A 19535-nucleotide genomic window follows, 5' to 3' on the forward strand; every position below is an offset into this window, starting at 1 on the left:
GAAAAGCCCCCGTGGCCCCAAGGTACCCAAGCCCAAAACATGGGTTAAAGGCACCGCGGTGAATGCGCATGTTTCAACGGACCGGATAATCAAGGCTGCCAAGACGAAAAGACCTTGAAAGGGCTGGGTTTAAGCGCCGAGCATGTTTTCCGGGCGCACCCATTGGTCAAACTCGGCATCGGTGAGGTAGCCCAGCTCCAGTGCAGCCTCACGCAGTGTCAGCCCTTCGGCGTAAGCCTTCTTGGCGATTTCGGCTGACTTGTCGTAGCCGATATGCGGGTTGAGGGCGGTGACCAGCATCAGCCCGCGTTCCAGGTGCTGGGCCATTTGCTCGGCGTCGGGTTCGAGGCCGGCAATGCAATGCTCCTGGAAATTGTTGCAGCCATCGGCCAGCAGGCGGATCGACTCCAGCAGGTTGTGGATGATCACCGGCTTGTACACGTTCAACTGCAAGTGCCCTTGGCTGGCGGCCATGCCGATGGTCACGTCGTTGCCCAGTACCTGGCAGGCCAGCATCGACAGCGCTTCGCACTGGGTCGGATTGACCTTGCCGGGCATGATCGAACTGCCCGGTTCGTTGGCCGGCAACTTGACTTCGGCCAGCCCGGCGCGAGGGCCCGAACCCAGCAGGCGCAGGTCGTTGGCGATTTTCATCAGCGCCACGGCCAGGGTTTTCAGCGCGCCGTGCAGGGTCACCAGCGGCTCATGGCCGGAGAGGGCGGCGAATTTGTTCGGCGCGGTCACAAAGGGTAAACCTGACAACGCGGCCAGTTCGGAAGCAATCGCCTCGCCAAAGCCATGAGGGGCATTGAGGCCGGTGCCGACGGCAGTGCCGCCCTGGGCCAGCTCGCACACCGCGGGCAGGGCGCTGCGGATCGCACGCTCGGCGTAATCGAGCTGGGCGATAAACGCCGAAAGTTCCTGGCCGAAGGTGATCGGCGTGGCATCCATCATGTGGGTACGGCCGGTCTTGACCAGTTTCATATGCCGCGCGGCCAATTCCGCCAGGCCACCGGACAAGGTGGCGATCGCCGGCAGCAGTTGCTTGTTCACCGCTTGCACCGCAGCAATGCTCATGGCAGTAGGGAAGCAGTCGTTGGAACTCTGGGAACGGTTGACGTGATCGTTGGGGTGCACCGGGCTCTTGCCGCCGCGGTTGTTGCCGGCCAGTTCGTTGGCGCGGCCAGCGATCACTTCGTTGGCGTTCATGTTGCTCTGGGTGCCACTGCCGGTCTGCCAGACCACCAGCGGGAACTGGTCGTCGTGCTGGCCGTCCAGAACCTCGTCTGCAGCTTGCTCGATCAGGCGGGCAATATCGGCGGGCAGGTCGCCGTTACGGTCGTTGACCCGTGCCGCAGCCTTCTTGATCAAGGCCAAGGCATGCAATACCGCCAGCGGCATGCGCTGCTCGCCAATCGCGAAATTGACCAGCGAACGTTGGGTTTGCGCACCCCAATAGGCGTCATCAGGGACCTGTACTTCCCCCAGGCTGTCGGTTTCGATACGGCTCATCGGTCACCCTCCTTATCCAGTCGTGATTGGTCAGTTTAGGCCCTGGCGGCCAGCGTGGGTTCCCTAAAAGCGCATTTGTGCCCTCGTGCCCCGTGAAACCAGGGCTTGCCGAGGGGTGGGGTTGAGCCGCGAGGTTTTTTAGGCGCAGAATGGTCGCCCTTGGGGTCTTACCTCGCCTGCTAGAAAAGGAAACTCGATGACTCGTCTTCGTGCCATCTGTACCGCGGTTGCTCTGGTTTGCGCCAGCGGCCAGGTTCTTGCCGATACCGCCAGCCACAACGCCAGTGCCGAAGCCTTCCTTACCCTGGCCCATGCTGACAAGCTGGGGACCCCGGTGTACATGCAAGTGCAGCAAATGTTCGCCCAGCGTTTCGAACAGACCAAGGCGCCTGCCGCCAAGCAGTCCGTACTGGACAGCTACCAGGCCAAGGCCAACGCCGCTCTGGACCAGGCCATCGGCTGGCCGAAGCTCAAGCCCGACATGGTCAAGCTCTACACCACCAACTTCAGCGAATCCGAGCTCAAGGACCTGGTAGCGTTCTACCAGTCGCCACTTGGCAAGAAAGTCCTGGAAAAAATGCCCCAGCTGACCCAGCAATCGGCCCAGATGACCCAGGCCAAGCTGGAAAGCGCCGTACCGGTGGTGAACAAGCTGTTGGAAGACATGACCAACGAGCTGGCGCCAAAAGCCGCCGCACCGGCCAAGAAGAAGTAAGCAGGAATGACCATGCAACAGCGTATCGAAACGGCCCTTGCCGCCCTGGCCCCGGAGCATTTGAGCGTGCTGGATGAAAGCCACATGCACAGTCGTGGGTTGCAGACCCACTTCAAGGCCGTGCTGGTCAGCCAGCAGTTCGAGGGGCTTAACCGCGTCAAGCGCCACCAGAAGGTCTACGCCACCCTGGGTAGCCTGATGAGCGAATTTCATGCGCTGGCGCTGCATACCTATACGCCCGAAGAATGGGCGACAATCGACGCAGCCCCGGCCTCGCCGACCTGCGCCGGCGGACATTGATGGGGTAACCCTGATAGAATCCGCAACGCGCCGCTTAGCCGGCGCGTTTTTTTTGCATCCGGTTCACCCCTTACGAGGGTAGCCACCTGGAGAGAACACCCATGACTCAACCGATTGTCGTGGCGGCACTGTACAAGTTCGTCACCCTCGAAGATTACGTCGCCCTGCGCGAGCCCCTGTTGCAGGCGATGGTCGATAACGGCATCAAAGGCACCTTGCTGATCGCCGAAGAAGGCATCAACGGCACCGTTTCCGGCAGCCGCGAAGGCATTGACGGCCTGATGGCCTGGCTCAAGAAAGACCCACGCATGGTCGACATCGACCACAAAGAGTCTTACTGCGACGACCAGCCGTTCTACCGCACCAAGGTCAAACTCAAGAAAGAGATCGTGACCCTGGGTGTCGAAGGCGTGGACCCGAACAAAAAGGTGGGTACTTACGTCGACCCGCAGGATTGGAACGCGCTGATCAGCGACCCGGAAGTATTGTTGATCGACACCCGTAACGACTACGAAGTGTCCATCGGCACCTTTGAAGGCGCAATCGACCCGAAAACCACCAGTTTTCGCGAATTTCCCGACTACATCAAAGCCCACTTCGACCCGGCCAAGCACAAGAAGGTCGCCATGTTCTGCACTGGCGGCATTCGCTGTGAGAAGGCGTCGAGCTACATGCTCAGCGAAGGCTTCGATGAGGTCTACCACCTCAAGGGCGGTATCCTGAAGTACCTCGAAGAGGTGCCCCAGGAAGAAACCAAATGGCAGGGCGACTGCTTTGTGTTCGACAATCGCGTGACCGTGCGCCACGACTTGAGCGAAGGCGACTACGATCAATGTCATGCCTGCCGCACACCGGTGAGCGTAGAAGACCGTGCCTCCGAGCATTATGTGGCTGGCATCAGTTGCCCCCATTGCTGGGATAAGCTGCCGGAGAAGACCCGTCGCAGTGCGATCGACCGCCAGAAGCAGATCGAACTGGCCAAGGCCCGCAACATGCCGCACCCGATTGGTTACAACTACAAGCAAACCCCTTCCGAGGCCTGAGCCATGTCTGCGCGCCTGCTCTATGTAATGGACCCGATGTGTTCCTGGTGCTGGGGCTTTGCCCCGGTGGCACAAGCGCTGGTGGAGCAGGCCCAGGCGGCCGGCGTGGACGTGCACCTGGTGGTGGGCGGCTTGCGCACCGGCAGCGGCGCGGCGCTGGAGCCGACGACCCGGCGCTACATCCTTGAACACTGGCAGGCCGTCACCGACGCCACCGGCCAGCCGTTCAAGCGAGAAGGCGCATTGCCCGACGGGTTTGTCTACGACACCGAGCCTGCGTGCCGCGCTATCGTCACCGCACGCAGCCTGGCGCCGGATTGCGCCTGGACGCTGCTGGGGCTGATCCAGCGCGCGTTCTATGTCGAAGGCCGGGACGTGACGCTCGCCCCTGTGCTGGTGGAGCTGGCCGAACAGGCCGGTATTCCACGTATCGAGTTTGCCGGCGAGTTCGACCGTGCCGATCAGCACGCGGCCACGGCGGCCGATTTCACTTGGGTGCAGGACCTGGGCATTGCCGGGTTTCCGACCCTGCTGGCCGAGCGCAACGGCCAGTTGGCCTTGCTGACCAATGGTTACCAGCCGCTGTCCGAGCTGTCGCCGTTACTGGCTCGATGGTTGGAGCGAGCTGCCTGTGTATGAACAGCCTCCACGCACCGACCGCCTGACCTGGGCGGAAATTCGCCGCCTGGCCCTGCGTCACAAAAAATCCCTGTGGGTCGCCAACGGTGTCGCCGTGCTCGCCACCCTGTGCAGCGTGCCTATCCCGCTGTTGTTGCCGTTGCTGGTCGACGAAGTGCTACTGGGCCATGGCGATGCCGCCCTCAAGGTGATGAACCACGCGTTGCCCCTGGGCTGGCAAAAAGCGGCTGGCTATATCGGCCTGATGCTCTTGGTCACCCTGGCCCTGCGTTGCGGCGCGTTGGTGTTCAACGTGGTGCAGGCGCGGCTGTTTGCGCGCTTGGCCAAGGACATCGTGTACCGCATCCGCGTGCGCCTGATCGAGCGTCTCAAGCGCATCTCCCTGGGTGAGTACGAAAGCCTGGGCAGCGGTACGGTCACCACCCACTTGGTGACCGACCTGGACACCCTGGACAAATTCGTCGGCGAAACCCTCAGCCGCTTCCTGGTGGCGATGCTGACCCTGGTCGGCACCTCGGCGATCCTGGTGTGGATGCATTGGCAACTGGCGTTGTTGATCCTGTTGTTCAACCCATTGGTGATCTACGCCACGGTGCAGTTGGGCAAGCGCGTCAAGCACCTCAAGAAGCTGGAAAACGACAGTACTTCACGCTTTACCCAGGCGCTGACCGAAACCCTCGATGCCATACAGGAAGTACGTGCTGGCAACCGCCAGGGCTTTTTCCTCGGGCGGCTGGGCCAGCGTGCCCAGGAAGTGCGTGACTACGCCATTCATTCCCAATGGAAAACCGACGCGTCGAGCCGCGCCAGTGGCTTGCTGTTCCAGTTCGGTATCGACATCTTCCGCGCCGCGGCCATGCTCACCGTGCTGTTTTCCGACCTGTCCATCGGCCAGATGCTCGCGGTGTTCAGTTACCTGTGGTTCATGATTGGCCCGGTGGAACAATTGCTGAACCTGCAATACGCCTATTACGCGGCAGGCGGCGCGCTGTCGCGCATCAACGAGCTGCTGGCGCGTGCCGATGAGCCGCAATACCCAGGCGGCGCAGACCCGTTCAGCGGGCGCGAGACGGTCGGCATCGAAGTGCGTGGCCTCGACTTCGGCTACGGCGAAGAGCTGGTACTCAACCAGTTGAACCTGGCCATCGCACCGGGTGAAAAGGTGGCAATTGTCGGCGCCAGCGGCGGCGGTAAAAGCACCCTGGTGCAACTGTTGCTGGGGCTCTACACGCCGCAGGCCGGCAGCATTCGTTTTGGCACTGCCACCCAGCAGGAGATCGGCCTGGAGACCATCCGCGAAAACGTCGCGGTGGTGCTGCAACATCCTGCGCTGTTCAACGATACCGTGCGCGCCAACCTGACCATGGGCCGCACCCGCACCGATCAAGCCTGCTGGCAGGCGCTGGAAATCGCCCAACTGGATGCTACTGTCAAGGCATTGCCCTTGGGCCTGGACAGCGTGGTCGGGCGTTCGGGCGTGCGCTTTTCCGGTGGCCAGCGGCAACGCCTGGCCATTGCCCGCATGGTGCTCGCCGAGCCTAAAGTGGTGATTCTGGACGAGGCCACCTCCGCATTGGACGCGGCGACCGAGTACAACCTGCACCAGGCACTGGCGCGGTTTCTCAGCGGGCGTACTACACTGATCATCGCCCACCGGCTGTCTGCGGTGAAGCAGGCTGACCGAGTGCTGGTGTTCGATGGCGGGCACATCGCCGAGGACGGCGACCATCAGCAGTTGATTGCCGATGGCGGGCTGTACGCCAAACTGTACGGACACTTGCAACAAGTGCGTTGATTTAGCTTAGGCTGTGCTATCGGGAGCGGATTTTCGCGTGCGTATCAAGCTGTGCATGTGTAAGGGACTTCATGAAGCAAAAGCGGACTCTCGGAACGCCACGCCTGCTGGGTATTGTCTGGCCCTTTATCGCCGTCGTGTTGTTCCAGGCATTGTTAGGCTGCGTCAGTCTCTACGTGCTTTCGGCAGTGCGGGGCTATGTGGCGGGCGAAAGCCTGTGGTCCAAGGGCCAGAAGGATGCCATCTACTACCTGACCCTTTACGCCGATAACCGCAACGACGCCACCTACCTCAAATACCAGCAGGCCATTGCCGTGCCCCAGGGTGGGCATGAATTGCGCATTGCCCTGGACCGTCCCACCCCCGATACGGACGCGGCCCGCTTGGGCATTCTCAAGGGCGGTAATCATCCGGACGACGTTTCCAGCCTGATCTGGCTATACCTCAACTTCCGTCATTTCAGCTACCTGGAAAAAGCCATTGAGCTGTGGACGGTGGGCGACGGCTACCTCGTGCAGCTCGATGAGCTGGCTCAGGAGATGCACGGCGCCATTACCTCCGGCTACGTCAGCAGTGACGATGTCCATCATTGGAAGGCGCGCATCACGGCCATCAATGAAGGGGTGACGCCCGCTGCCAAGGCGTTCAGCGATGCCCTGGGCGAAGGTTCGCGGATGATCCTGCGCCTGTTGTTGATCACCAACCTGGCGACTGCCTTGGGCCTGATCGTGTTGGCGCTGCTGCGCACCCACAAGTTGCTGGCCCAGCGTCATGCCTTTGCCGATGCGCTGCAAGCGGAGAAGGAGCGGGCGCAGATCACATTGGAGTCGATTGGCGACGGGGTGATTACCACCGACGTCGACGGGGCCATTGCCTATATGAACCCTGCAGCCGAAGCGTTGACCCACTGGCGCTCGGAGCAAGCCCAGGGCCTGCCGCTGGCGGCGCTGTTCAAGCTTTTGAATGAAAACGCCGAGCCCGACGGTTTCACACTGATTGAACACATCGTCAAAGGCCAGTTCAGCGGCGGCAGCGAGCATTCCAAGCTGATCCAGCGCCTGGACGGCAGCACCGTCTCGGTCACCCTGGTGGGCGCGCCGATCCGCAGTGCCGGCAAGGTCAGCGGTGCGGTCCTGGTGCTGCATGACATGACCCAGGAACGCCAGTACATCGCCAACCTTTCCTGGCAGGCCACCCACGACGCGTTGACTGGCCTGGCTAACCGTCGCGAGTTCGAGTTCCGCCTTGAACAGGTGCTGCAACAGGTCGCGCGCCAGCAAAGTGGGCGACATGCCTTGATGTTCCTCGACCTCGACCAGTTCAAGCTGGTCAATGACACCTGTGGCCATGCCGCGGGCGATGAACTGCTGCGCCACATCTGCGCGTTGCTGCAGTCGGACCTGCGCGAGGGCGACACCCTGGCTCGGTTGGGCGGCGACGAGTTTGGTATCCTGCTGGAGAACTGCCCGGCGCCGGTGGCGGAAAAAATCGCCGAGAGCCTGCGCCACACTGTGCAGAGCTTGCACTTCGTGTGGAAGGGTCGGCCCTTCATGACCACCGTCAGCATCGGCCTGGTGCATATCTCGCAAACCCCGACCACCCTGGAAACCTCCCTGCGTGCCGCCGACATGGCGTGCTACATGGCCAAGGAAAAGGGGCGCAACCGGGTGCAGGTCTACCATGTCGACGACTCGGAGTTGTCTCTGCGGTTTGGCGAGATGGCCTGGGTACAGCGGCTGCATATTGCGCTTGAGGAAGACCGCTTTTGCCTTTACGCCCAGGAAATTGCGCCTTTGGGCCCTACCGACGCCGGCAGTGGGCACATCGAAATTCTCCTGCGCCTGCATGACGAAGCGGGGCGGATCATTTTGCCCAACAGTTTTATTCCGGCGGCCGAACGCTACGGGTTGATGACGTCCCTGGATCGTTGGGTAGTGGAAAACGTATTCAAGATTATCGCCCGTTGCATGCATGAGCGCCCGGGCCGCCCCATGGCCATGTGTGCGATTAATCTGTCAGGCATAACCATTGGCGATGATGACTTTTTAGGTTTTTTGCGTCAGAAATTCGATACTTACAACATTCCACCGGAAATGATTTGTTTTGAAATAACTGAAACCAGCGCTATAGCCAATTTGGGCAGCGCGATTCGGTTTATTAATGAACTCAAAGCGTTAGGGTGCCATTTCTCACTCGATGATTTTTGCGCCGGAATGTCCTCATTCGCATATTTGAAACATTTACCTGTAGACTTCCTGAAGATCGATGGAAGTTTCGTAAAGGATATGCTGGACGACCCGATTAACCGCGCCATGGTCGAAGTGATCAACCACATCGGCCACGTCATGGGTAAGCGCACGATTGCCGAGTTTGTTGAAACACCCCAGATCGAACAGGCTTTACTTGAGATAGGTGTGGATTACGCTCAGGGCTACCTGATTGAACGCCCGCAATTGTTTACCTTTGATAGCTTGCAGTGCCGACCTGAGCGGCCGCAGCCACTGTTATTCAAGGCGCCCGGCACTTTCCGCTGAAACATTTGCTGGTCTGTACAATCACACTTGAAAAGGAGCCCCACAGTGATCGACACATTCAACAGAACCGGCCCGCTTATGGAAGCCTCCAGTTACCCCGCCTGGGCGCAGCAATTGATCCAGGACTGTAGCGAGAGCAAGCGTCGGGTTGTCGAGCACGAACTGTATCAGCGCATGCGTGACAACGCCCTCAGCGCCAAGACCATGCGCCACTACCTGATTGGTGGTTGGCCGGTGGTGGAACAGTTTGCCTTGTACATGGCGCAGAACCTGACCAAGACCAAGTTTGCCCGTCATCCTGGGGAGGATATGGCGCGCCGTTGGCTCATGCGCAATATCCGCGTGGAGCTCAACCATGCCGACTATTGGGTCAATTGGGCGCGGGCTCACGGCGTCAGCCTTGAAGAACTGCAAGCGCAGGAGGTGCCGCCTGAGTTGCACGCCCTGAGTCATTGGTGCTGGCACACCAGCTCGGCGGATGCGTTGATCGTCGCGATTGCCGCCACCAACTACGCGATCGAGGGGGCGACGGGGGAGTGGTCCGCCGTGGTCTGCTCTACCGGTGTGTATGCTGCCGCCTTCCCTGAGGAAGATCGCAAGCGGGCGATGAAGTGGCTGAAGATGCACGCCCAGTACGATGACGCCCACCCTTGGGAAGCCCTGGAAATCATCTGCACGCTAGCCGGGACCAACCCGAGCAAGGCCCTGCAGGAAGAGTTGCGCCAGGCGGTATGCAAGAGCTACGACTACATGCACTTGTTCCTGGAAAGCTGCATGCGTCTAGAGCATACAGAGAAAGACAAGGCGCCAGCCGTTCGCGAGCGCCCTGTGCGCATCGCCAGCGAGGCGTAGCGGTAACTGTGGCGAGGGAGCAATCTCCCTCGCCACAATTGACTTTACCCCGCCATCGCCAAGCGGTTACGACCTTCGCGCTTGGCCACATACAACGCATTGTCGGCCCGACGCAGCAGGCTTTCAGCCGACTCGGCCGCCAGCAGCGTCGAGCAGCCGAGGCTCACGGTCAGTTCTATTCGCGTGCCCTCCACCCAGTAGTCCTGGGCTTGTGCCGCCTGGCGAAGGCGCTCTCCCACCATCCTCGCGGCATCGCGACCGGTGTTGGACAGCAGGATCAAAAACTCCTCCCCGCCAAACCGGAACACCATGTCCACGTTGCGCAGCTGGCGTTTGATCGCCCCGGCCACGGCGCGCAGCACGCTGTCGCCCGCGGCATGCCCATGGGTGTCGTTGATTTTCTTGAAGTGGTCGATGTCCAGCATCAACAACGACAGCGGGTGCAAATGCCGGCGTGCCATGTCGATTTCTCTCTGCAGCGTCTGGTCCATGGCCACACGGTTGCCGGTTTCGGTCAACGGGTCACGCAGGGCGCTGCGGGTGGCGGCGCGGTAGAGCAGGGCGTTGCGCATCGGATAAAGCAAGGTCACCAGCAGGAGTTCGAGCTGGCTCAGTTCTTCTTCAAGCAACCGCTGGTTGCGACGAAAGACCAGTTCCCCCAGATGCTCGCCTTCATGGCTCAGGGTGTAGCTGACGGAGTGATGACCCCGGTGGCCAAACTCCAGGCGCAGGTCGCTGGCGGCGTGACGGTATTGCAACGCGTCCAGCGGCACCAGGCGCTGAACTTCACGAAAGAACAGGCCCAGGATGCGCTCCGGCTCCAGGCTGGTCTGCAACTGCTGGTTCAGTTGCTGGCGAAGTTCGGCAAGGGTGGCGGGGCGACGTGGGCGTAAGGATGGCTGGCCAAATCCCAGGCGTTGCAATTTGGCACTGTCAAAGTCAATTGCGTTGGTCTGGGTGGGGGTTTTCATAAGCGGGTGGCCTCTAAGCACTGGGCTGTCTTACAGGCGGGATGAGAGTGGCGAGTGCCAAGCGTCTTACTGATCCTTCAGTTCCGTAAAACATTGGAAACAGTTTAAACCGCTTTTCTTTGGGTTATAACCCCGGGGCACTGCCGCACGTCTTGTCATCGCCGAACCTGCTTGAACAGTACTGGAGCGAGATTCATGCCAAGTGTATTTGGTTGGTAAAAATCCTTATAAATCAATTAACTAATTTTTAAGTAAGAAAAGTCTGTTAAAGCATGGCGCCAGTTATTTGGCTGATTGGGGCCGGCATTACTGCCGGCCCGGTTAACCTTACTGTTTCGGTGGGGCGAGTTGTTTGTCGCAAATAAACAACGCTTCGGTTATCCGCACACAACGTACACCATCCCTCATCACTACTAGACCAAGGTGGTACGGTCGATCTGCGCGATGGAGGTGACCCCGGTCAGGGTCATGGCCACGCGCATTTCCTTGGCGAAGATGTCCAGCAGGTTCTCTACCCCATGCTGGCCCTCGGCGGCCAGCGCATAGGCGGTGGCACGCCCTAGCAGGCACGCCTTGGCACCCAGGGCTAGCATGCGCACCACGTCGAGCCCGGAGCGAATGCCCGAGTCCACCAGCACGGTCAGGTCATCGCCTACCGCTTCGGCAATCGGCGGCAACGCCTTGGCCGTGGAGAGCACCCCGTCGAGCTGGCGGCCGCCATGATTGGAGACCACGATGCCGTCGGCCCCGAAACTCACCGCGTCCTTGGCGTCCTGCGGGTCGAGGATGCCCTTGATGATCATCGGGCCTTTCCAGAACTCGCGGATCCATTCCAGGTCTTTCCAACTGATCGACGGGTCGAAGTTGTTGGCCAGCCAGCCAATGTAGTCCTCCAGGTGGGTGGGTTTGCCCAGGTATTTGGAGATATTGCCCAAGTCGTGGGGGCGGCCCATCAAGCCCACATCGAAGGCCCATTGCGGCTTGGTCACTGCCTGCAACATGCGCCGCTGCGCCGCGTAGGGGCCGGACATGCCGGAGTGAGCGTCACGGTAGCGTGCGCCCGGTGTCGGCATGTCAACGGTGAACACCAGCGTTGTCACCCCGGCGGCCTGCGCCCGCTCCAGGGCGTTGCGCATGAAGCCGCGATCCTTGAGCACATACAGCTGGAACCAGATCGACTGCGGGCTTTGCGAGGCCACTTCCTCAATCGAACACACCGACACTGTCGACAGGCAAAAAGGGATGTTTTTGTTGGCCGCCGCCTTGGCTGCTTGCACTTCACCGCGTCGCGCATACATGCCGGTCAGCCCGACGGGGCTGAGGATGACCGGCATCGCCAGTTCCGTGCCGAACAAATGGGTGCTCAGGCTCAGGTTGTCGACATTGCGCAGGATGCGTTGGCGCAGGCTGATCTCGGCCAGGTCCGAACTGTTGGCGCGCAGCGTGTGCTCGGCGTAGGCGCCGCCGTCGATGTAATCGAACAGAAAGCGCGGCAACTTGCGCTTGGCCGCAGCGCGGTAGTCGGAAGCGGACGAGATGATCATCGACGGTGTCTCCACAGGGCAAAGTGCTACACCCTAAGCAAAGTTATGCCATGATGAAAACAACTTTTATCACTGCCATCCAGTCGTTATAGGAATACTGATGAACCTACGAACACTGCGTGCGTTTGTCGAAGTGGTGCGCCAGGGTGGGTTCTCCCAGGCGGCCGAAGTGGTTGCCCTGACCCAGTCCACCGTCAGCAAAGCGGTCAAGACCCTTGAGGACGAATTAGGCATGCCGCTGCTCAATCGCCTTGGCCACAAGAACGAACTCACCGCCGCCGGCGAAATTGCCTACCGCCGCGCCTTGGTAATGCTCGCCGAACGCACCGACCTGATGGCTGAAATCAACGACCTGCGCGGTCTCAAGCGCGGCGTGCTGCGCATCGGTCTGCCGCCGGTAGGGTGCGGCGTGCTGTTCGCGGCCATGTTTGCCACTTACCGCAGCCGCTACCCGGGCATCGACATCGAACTGACCGAATACGGCAGTAAAAGGCTGCGCGAATGCCTGGAAGCGGGGGAGGTTGACCTCGCCGCCTTGCTGCTACCGGTTGATGAAGGCTTCGACTACCAACCGGTGCGCAACGAGCCATTGATCGCCGTGTTGCCCATGGGCCACCCATTGGCCCGGCGCAAGCGCATCGACTTCACCGACCTGGCCGACTCGCCGTTCATCCTGTTCGAAGCCGGCTTTGCCCTCAACGCCAAGATCCTCAGCGCCTGCGAACGTAAAGGCGTGACACCTAAAGTCACCGCTCGCAGTGGGCAAATAGACTTTATCGTCGACCTGGTCACCGCCGGGCTGGGCGTCGCCTTCCTGCCCCGGATGCTGGCGCACAAACACCAACACCCCGGCATCGCCTTGATCCCCCTGGACGAGCCCCACACCGATTGGCACATCGCCCTGGCCTGGCGCGCCAGCGCCCACCTGCCACCGGCAGCGCGGGCCTGGTTGGAACTGGCCAGGGAACCGTCGTATTCAAGCGAACAGGGGGGGAATTTGCGGAAAATTTCTGATGGCGCTTGACTTCTTCTTTTTAATCAGTAACATACGGCGCATTCCGCGATAGCTCAGTTGGTAGAGCAAATGACTGTTAATCATTGGGTCCCTGGTTCGAGTCCAGGTCGTGGAGCCAGATAGAGAAAAGCCTGTAGAGATACAGGCTTTTTTTTGCTTGGGATTTGACCCAGCAATCCAAACGCTTAGCGCGCTTAGCATGACGCCATCTCTAATCCTTCGATTCAGAGGTAAGGCCAATGAAAGTCGCTGCAGTCGTTTCAACCAAAGGCGGGCCGGGGAAAACCACGGTTGGCGCCAATCTAGGCGCGTTCTGCGCCGACGCGGGTCTTCGTACCTTACTCATCGATCTCGATACCCAGCCGTCATTGTCCTCGTTCTATACGCTAACGCATGAGGCGCCGGGCGGGACGTACCAACTGATCGCCAATAACGATACGCGTGCCGATCAGGTCATTTCCAAGACCTGCATCCCTAATCTCTCACTGATTCATTCGAATGATCCGTTAAATCAGCTTGGAAGTTTGTTGCTTCATGCTGCTGATGGAGGCTTTCGCCTCAAGAATTTAATACCGGCGTTCGCTCAAGATTTCGATCTGATCCTTGTAGATACCCAGGGCGCACGCTCCATTGTGCTCGAAATGGCGTTGCTAGGTGCTCAGATGGCTATTTCTCCTATCACTCCAGATATGCTGACTGCGAGGGAGTTTCAGCGCGGAATGCTCCAGCTTTATAGAGATGTGGAGCCTCTGGCAGCGCTGGGTGCTACGACACCTTTGCTCAATATCGTGATCAATAAGCTTGATGCCACTAATGATGCAAATCTGATTTACCAAACGCTAGCCGAGACCTTTTCTGATCACCCAAAAGTGCGAATGCTTCATACCACAATCCCAGCAGCGGTGAGCTTTCGTCGTGCTGCGACTGAAGGAGTTCCCGCACATCGTCTGGAGTATCGACTTCCGACTCACCGCCGCTCTCCAACGGCGTTCAAGGTCATCAAAGACCTTTCAATAGAGCTGTTTCCCGAATGGCGGTCGCATTTTGATGCGCTGAACGAAGAGCGCCTGAGTCAAAACTTGTCCTTGTTCTCGAAAAGGGTTGTCTCAGGGAGAGCAGTAGTATGAGTCTGCTTGATTTGGTTCCCCCTCACTCGATAGAGGCCGAACAAGGCGTTATCGGCGGGCTTATGCTTGATAATTCTGCCTGGGATCTCATCGCGGACACCCTCTCAGCGGAGGATTTTTTCAGGCGCGATCATCGTCTGATCTACCAGGCGATCAAGAATCTTGCCTTGCGTAGCTCACCTATTGACGTGGTTACCGTCCTAGAGTCCCTCGATGAGCCTGATGAGGTAGGAGGAGTAAGTTACCTGGGGGAGCTGGCGAAGAATACTCCCTCAGTGGCTAACATCTCGACCTATGCCGCCATTGTTCGTGAACGTTCCAACCTTCGTCGTTTGGTAATGCTCGGTTATGAGTGCAGTCGTGAAGCGTCTTCAAATCAAGCTAAGAGCGAGGAGGTTCAAGATCTCATAGAACAGAAGCTCTTTCTGCTGGGGCAAGACAAGGCGCGAAGGGATTTTGTTGACGTGAAGCAGACATTGATGGAGGTGGTTGAGCGGATCGACTACCACTTCAATGAGGGCGACAGCATTACCGGTGTACCCAGTGGTTTGGGTGCGATGGATCAGGTCACAGGCGGATTTCAAGATGCTGACCTGATTGTTATTGCAGCACGCCCCTCCATGGGCAAAACGAGCTTGGCACTAAGCGCTGTGGATGCCGCACTTCAGCAAAAGCCAACGAATACGGTCCAGATTTACAGTCTGGAAATGCCCGCACATGCCCTCATGTTCCGGTTGATTGCCATCTTGGGTCAGCTCAACTTGGCGAGTTTGATGCGCGGCCAGTTGCGGGATGAAGACTGGCCTAAGGTCATCGCCGCAGTGGGTCGCATCAACGAATACGGCGATCGACTCATCATTGATGACACTGCCAGCCTGACCCCATCAGCGCTCAGGTCTAAGGTTCGACGCGCAGCTCGGCGTGCAGGTATGCCGCGACTAATCATGGTGGATTACCTCCAGTTGATGCGATTGGAAGGCAAGGAAAACCGAAACCTCGAAATTGCAGGAATTACGGCGTCGTTGAAAGCCTTGGCGAAGGAATTCAATTGCCCAGTGATTGCGCTGTCGCAACTTAATCGCTCGGTGGAACAACGAGCCGACAAACGTCCTTTCAACGGTGACCTGCGGGAGTCTGGCGCGATTGAACAAGATGGCGACGTCATCATGTTTATCTACCGGGATGAGGTTTATCACCCGGAATCCACTGACGCTGGCGTTGCGGAAATCATTTTCGGAAAGCACCGTAACGGTCCCACTGGCACCGTCCGTGTCGCATTCATTCCAGAACAAACGCGCTTTGCAAACCTGGCTCGGAATTATGAAGCGGGGGCATCGCTATGAGTGTGTTCAACCAAATTGGGCGTTGCTGTGAATGCGGCGCGGAGTTTCCACTTCACACCGCCACGCAACGCTTTTTAGATGTCTGCCCAACTGAAAGTGAAATCGAACTGGATCTTTGCCCGGAGTGCGGTAGCTACAGCGTGGAAGATGCTGCGATGTGCTTGGGCAGTGAAGACGCCGTGGAGGATACCTGTACCGTCGTGTTTCGCTTGAGTAAGACGCAGATGAGCGGTGGTGAGTTTCTCTATGCCTTGGCCTGCCGTACAGAAGGCTGGGCGGGGGTAGAGGTGCTGCGGGTTCAGTTGCCTGATCAGTGCTATGAAGCGGCGATAGCAGAGGTACAAGGCCATGACTGAGTTTGATCCCATCATGGAGGTGGGCTGATGGCTGCTAAATCGCTATCCAAAGAGCTGATCAAAGGGAAGCTCTTGCAAGGTACTTTCGCCAACAGCACTCCAGCTGTCCAGTTATCTGACCCGATTGTTGATACCCCGATGGTCCTCACGTTGGAGCAGCTCAGACCCTATGATCACAATCCTAGATTGAATCGGAACCCGCGATACGACGACTTGCGAGCTTCGATACTGAGTCGTGGTCTAGATGCATCGCCGCCGGTGACGCGTCGACCTGGTGAACAGCATTTCATTATCCGCAACGGTGGAAACACTCGATTAGCCATTCTCAACGAGCTGTGGCGAGAAACAGGCGAGGAGAAGTTTTTCCGTATTCATTGTTTGTTCAGGCCGTGGCCGAGCCGCGGTGAGATTCTCGCGTTGACCGGGCACCTCGCAGAAAGTGATCTGCATGGAGAACTGACGTTCATTGAGCGGGCCCTAGGCGTTGAGAGGGCCAAAGAGTTCTATCAGTTGGAGATGGGTACACCTCTCTCTCAACGTGATTTAGCCAAGCTACTGAGACAAGACGGCTACCCCATTTCCCAACCGCACATTAGCAAGATGCAAGACGCTGTGCGCTATTTGCTGCCTGCCATCCCCAATACGCTCTACGCAGGGTTGGGTAAGCCTCAGATCGAAAAGCTGGCCGGTCTACGTCGAACTAGCGAAAAAGTCTGGCTGAAGCACGCTGGGGCAACTATCCAAGAGATCAGTCATGAGCATCTTTTCCAAGAGGTGTTGTCAGCCTTTGACCAGGGCGAGTTCAGTTACGAGCGTTTCCAGGACGAGCTGTTGCACAAATTAGGGCAACTCTTGGGGCAGGATTACAACAGTTTGAAGCTGGACGTACTCGATCCCGATCGTTCAAGTCCCCCGGTGCGAACCCCTCTGTTTACTCATGCGAGTGAGCTGGTTCAGATTGCGATGGATGATGCATCAGCTATTGCAGAGGTGCAGGCTGCAAGGGAGGTTGTTGGTAAGCAGGTTCACCAACCAGATTTGTTGGTGCAAGTTGAGCAACCTCGGCTTTGTTTGTCGGAGGCCGAGCATCAGCAGCGAATCACCTCTAATACGCTCTCACCGATCTCAGGTGCTACTGCCCGTACACACGCCATCAAGGCGCAGTTGGCTCAAGCCACAGGCGAAACGATCCCAACCTTTGAAGAGTCTTGCCTTCGGTCTATTCCCATTCAGGCTGGCGGTGTGCATCCGGTCGCTGACCTCTGGTACATCGAACGGGCTGTTGAATCACCTGAGGGGTTGCGTCAGGCCGTCTACGAGATAGTGCAGGACATTGCTCGCGAGGTGGCGTTACCGCTGGAACATATTGTTGAAAGCGATTGGGGGATTGGCTTCGTTTGTGTGCGTTCTGAGAGCTGGGACAGCGATCTGTTTGCAGTTTCACCCAGCGAGCTAAGCCCCGAGGCGTATGCATTACTCAATCTTCTGGATGGATTGAGCGGCCGCTTTGCGCCCGCTCTGAATATGCTTCGAGACGATAGCGACGCTCCAGTAGGGAGCGATATGAACAGCTACCGCTTCCTCGCAGAGTTGGGGCAGCTCCTGTTGGGCAGCCCACTTCTAAAAAGCCAGCCGGCAACTCTCTCCGGGCGCATGAGCGATATCGCCCTGGTCAAGTTGTTCAGGGTGGTTCGGCTGGGGCGCCGACTCATTGAGTTGGAGTCCAACCAATCTTCTTTTGACGTCATCCCATAACCACGGAGTGGTGGAGGTTTTCGTGCATCCCTTAAATCTGGCTGTCGCCTTTCAGATTCTGAATAACATCAAAAATGGTCAGTTGCGTAGCTGCCTCGCCATGGGCTTTGAAGAACATGACCTTAAAACCCTTGTCGATCCATTGTGCATGGGGGCTCTGGTTAACTCACCGGTACCTTGGTTCAAGGTTGTTGTGGATGGCGTTGCAGTGAGACGTGTGATTGCCCACGCAAAAAATACTGAAGAAGATGAGGTGATCAATCGCGCCCTCACGCTGGGCGCGAGCTCGCCCATGATTCTTGAGCTCTTCGGCCTGCCTCCTAAAGAGGTGGCTGTCCGGCGTTCAATCCTCGGGGTACCGCAGCGTAGGGGCCGTTGGCCGCATGTCGGCCCTGAGGATGAGGCAACACTGTGGAAGCACTGGGTCAGCCTCACGAAAGAGCTTAAAACTGATATCAATAACCCTCGATCAGTGCTTGATGTCGCAATGGTGATGGCTGAGAAAGAGATCAGCTTGAATCTAGCCATGATCTGGAGTGCTATCCAGAGTTGGATTGCCCAGGACCTCGTGTGATGAATGGAGGTGCGAACCAGCGCTATAACGCGGGGAACCTAGATGCGCTGAACGCATTGTTAAACTCGGCAAGCGCATCGCTCAGAGAGGCTCGTGCGGATAGGCCGGGAGCTTCAAGGGGAGAGAGGGCATCAAGACCTCTCTCTCCTATTTCCGAGACTATGGAAGCTGGGATCATCTTCACCGGTAATCCACATGAGGCGGTGCCGAGGCGTTTGCTCTTGGATAACCGACTTACGCCTCTGGAACGCAACGCTTGGCAGGTCTTTCGACTATTGCTCAATGATGATGGTTTGACCTCATTTCCAACGTATGAACAGCTTCGACCTTATCTAGCATCCTCGCCCTTCAAAGTGGCCTCACGTGAAACCGTAGCGAAGGCCCTCACAGCGTTACGTATGACACGCTGGCTTAGCTTGGGAGGATGTGTTCGCGATGAGGTAACCGGGCAAATGAAGGGCAACATCTACTTGTTGCACGACGAGCCAGTGAGTATCGCTGAAGCAGCCTTGTTGGACAGTGCCTACCTAGAATTGGTGAACGAAGGGCTTGGGCATGCGAACAAATCCATTCGCGATGTAGCTGCCCATGTCATTCAAGAGCTTTCCACCGATCCATACTTGCGTGAAAACACTTTGCCTTCACATTTGGAGCGGTTGCAGCAGCGCATAGAACAACAGAGCTGGACCAAATCTTCGACGGTTGTGCGGGGCCCAAGTGAATCCGAACTCAGTAAAAACGATTCCGAACTCAGTCAAACTGTCTCAGTTCGGAATCACGTTCACCCTCGTTCGGATTCCGAACTCAGTCGAAAACCGGAGTTTTCGCGCCCAGTTCGGAATCCGAACTCATCTAGTACTAGTACGAATACAAAGGTTTGTAAAAACACAGTACCGCGGGCACGCGAGGGAATCCGCTTGCCAGAGCCATTCCTCCAGCTTGCAGCTGAACAACGGCGAAACGCGATGGTAGCGTTTGGAACAATGGATTTTGAGTTGCAGCAGCAGGTGTTGGATCAGTGGTCGGCGCGTTGTGCCAACACAGAGATTCGAAATCCGGGAGGCTATCTGTTCGGCATGATTCAAAAAGCGCAGCGTGGGGAATTCAATCAGCCCGTTGAGCGTGGTAGCGGTGTGCCTTCGGGCGATTCATGTGGTCGGCCCAGAACCTCAAAACAAGGGACTATCCAGTCCCTTGAACTCACCGTTAGACGTGAAAAGCCGAGTGCTGAAAGCCTTATGACGGGCCGTGAAGGCGTCAAAGCAATCTTGGATTTGCTGAAGCCAGGCGTGAACCCTTAGCCCGTAGAAAGTGATTCCAGTGGAATCATGCTTGTTGGCGCTGATGGAAAATTGACCCACCCTGCCGATTGAAATTTGACCCAGGGCGGATTGCTGATTTTGTTACCAGCAACTGTGGATAAGTCTACCAGCGCAGCTGCTGTTGCCCCCACTCCTTCG

17 protein-coding genes and 1 tRNA gene are annotated in these 19535 nt (G+C 58.0%); 15 read left to right on the top strand and 3 right to left on the bottom strand.

The annotated features are described in order from the left end of the window. Window positions 1-129 precede the first annotated feature (129 nt). On the bottom strand, window positions 130-1512 hold the full coding sequence (locus JMV15_RS27365) for a class II fumarate hydratase (protein ID WP_014719259.1): 1383 nt from the start codon (window positions 1510-1512) through the stop codon (window positions 130-132). A 196-nt stretch (window positions 1513-1708) separates the two neighbouring features. Between JMV15_RS27365 and JMV15_RS27370 the strand changes: the two genes are divergently transcribed. From JMV15_RS27370 to JMV15_RS27400, 7 genes are all read left to right on the top strand, one after another. Then, a complete protein-coding gene (locus JMV15_RS27370) occupies window positions 1709-2227 on the top strand; it encodes a DUF2059 domain-containing protein (protein ID WP_014719258.1) in 519 nt (172 codons plus the stop codon). Between the two features lie 6 nt (window positions 2228-2233). Next, a complete protein-coding gene (locus JMV15_RS27375; RefSeq protein WP_038450988.1) occupies window positions 2234-2527 on the top strand; it encodes a BolA family protein in 294 nt (97 codons plus the stop codon). Between the two features lie 101 nt (window positions 2528-2628). Next, window positions 2629-3570 carry an oxygen-dependent tRNA uridine(34) hydroxylase TrhO gene (gene trhO, locus JMV15_RS27380; RefSeq protein ID WP_019817587.1) on the top strand — a complete coding sequence of 314 codons (942 nt, stop codon included), beginning with the start codon at window positions 2629-2631 and terminating at the stop codon, window positions 3568-3570. Window positions 3571-3573: 3 nt separating this feature from the next. Further along, window positions 3574-4209, top strand: a complete 636-nt coding sequence (locus JMV15_RS27385) for a DsbA family protein (RefSeq protein WP_014719255.1) — start codon at window positions 3574-3576, stop codon at window positions 4207-4209. Continuing rightward, window positions 4202-6004: an ABC transporter ATP-binding protein gene (locus JMV15_RS27390; protein ID WP_019817586.1), complete on the top strand. Its 1803-nt coding sequence runs from the start codon at window positions 4202-4204 to the stop codon at window positions 6002-6004. Before JMV15_RS27385 ends, JMV15_RS27390 begins: the two co-directional genes overlap by 8 nt. Window positions 6005-6075: 71 nt before the next feature. Continuing rightward, window positions 6076-8538, top strand: a complete 2463-nt coding sequence (locus JMV15_RS27395) for an EAL domain-containing protein (RefSeq protein ID WP_014719253.1) — start codon at window positions 6076-6078, stop codon at window positions 8536-8538. A gap of 78 nt (window positions 8539-8616) precedes the next feature. Then, complete coding sequence (locus JMV15_RS27400) at window positions 8617-9390, top strand: TenA family transcriptional regulator (RefSeq protein WP_178122936.1); 774 nt, start codon at window positions 8617-8619, stop codon at window positions 9388-9390. Between the two features lie 44 nt (window positions 9391-9434). Here the strand turns inward: JMV15_RS27400 and JMV15_RS27405 are convergent, their stop codons facing one another. Together JMV15_RS27405 and lldD are read right to left on the bottom strand one after the other, a co-directional pair. Continuing rightward, complete coding sequence (locus JMV15_RS27405; protein WP_014719251.1) at window positions 9435-10361, bottom strand: GGDEF domain-containing protein; 927 nt, start codon at window positions 10359-10361, stop codon at window positions 9435-9437. 413 nt (window positions 10362-10774) lie between these two features. Then, the gene (gene lldD, locus JMV15_RS27410; RefSeq protein ID WP_014719250.1) at window positions 10775-11905 is read right to left on the bottom strand and encodes an FMN-dependent L-lactate dehydrogenase LldD; all 1131 of its coding nucleotides are present in this window, start codon (window positions 11903-11905) and stop codon (window positions 10775-10777) included. 100 nt (window positions 11906-12005) lie between these two features. Between lldD and JMV15_RS27415 the strand changes: the two genes are divergently transcribed. The 8 genes from JMV15_RS27415 to JMV15_RS27450 all read left to right on the top strand — a co-directional run bounded on the left by JMV15_RS27415 (window position 12006) and on the right by JMV15_RS27450 (window position 19376). Continuing rightward, complete coding sequence (locus tag JMV15_RS27415) at window positions 12006-12929, top strand: LysR family transcriptional regulator (RefSeq protein ID WP_020302254.1); 924 nt, start codon at window positions 12006-12008, stop codon at window positions 12927-12929. A 33-nt stretch (window positions 12930-12962) separates the two neighbouring features. Then, window positions 12963-13038, top strand: a tRNA-Asn gene (locus tag JMV15_RS27420). 121 nt (window positions 13039-13159) lie between these two features. After that, entirely contained in the window at window positions 13160-14047 is an 888-nt protein-coding gene (locus JMV15_RS27425) for a ParA family protein (protein WP_201491971.1), read from the top strand. Then, complete coding sequence (gene dnaB, locus JMV15_RS27430; RefSeq protein WP_201491972.1) at window positions 14044-15390, top strand: replicative DNA helicase; 1347 nt, start codon at window positions 14044-14046, stop codon at window positions 15388-15390. The genes JMV15_RS27425 and dnaB overlap by 4 nt, the downstream gene beginning before the upstream one ends. Continuing rightward, complete coding sequence (locus tag JMV15_RS27435) at window positions 15387-15746, top strand: hypothetical protein (protein ID WP_164365799.1); 360 nt, start codon at window positions 15387-15389, stop codon at window positions 15744-15746. Before dnaB ends, JMV15_RS27435 begins: the two co-directional genes overlap by 4 nt. A 27-nt stretch (window positions 15747-15773) precedes the next feature. Beyond that, on the top strand, window positions 15774-17501 hold the full coding sequence (locus JMV15_RS27440) for a ParB family protein (RefSeq protein WP_201491973.1): 1728 nt from the start codon (window positions 15774-15776) through the stop codon (window positions 17499-17501). A gap of 22 nt (window positions 17502-17523) precedes the next feature. Next, window positions 17524-18075 carry a DUF2857 domain-containing protein gene (locus tag JMV15_RS27445; protein WP_201491974.1) on the top strand — a complete coding sequence of 184 codons (552 nt, stop codon included), beginning with the start codon at window positions 17524-17526 and terminating at the stop codon, window positions 18073-18075. Window positions 18076-18236: 161 nt separating this feature from the next. Continuing rightward, window positions 18237-19376, top strand: coding sequence for an STY4528 family pathogenicity island replication protein (locus tag JMV15_RS27450; RefSeq protein ID WP_235991967.1), 1140 nt, complete (start codon window positions 18237-18239; stop codon window positions 19374-19376). Window positions 19377-19535 lie beyond the last annotated feature (159 nt).

Origin of the sequence: Pseudomonas paracarnis (assembly GCF_904063055.1) — a bacterium.
In the GTDB taxonomy this organism is placed as follows: domain Bacteria; phylum Pseudomonadota; class Gammaproteobacteria; order Pseudomonadales; family Pseudomonadaceae; genus Aquipseudomonas; species Aquipseudomonas paracarnis.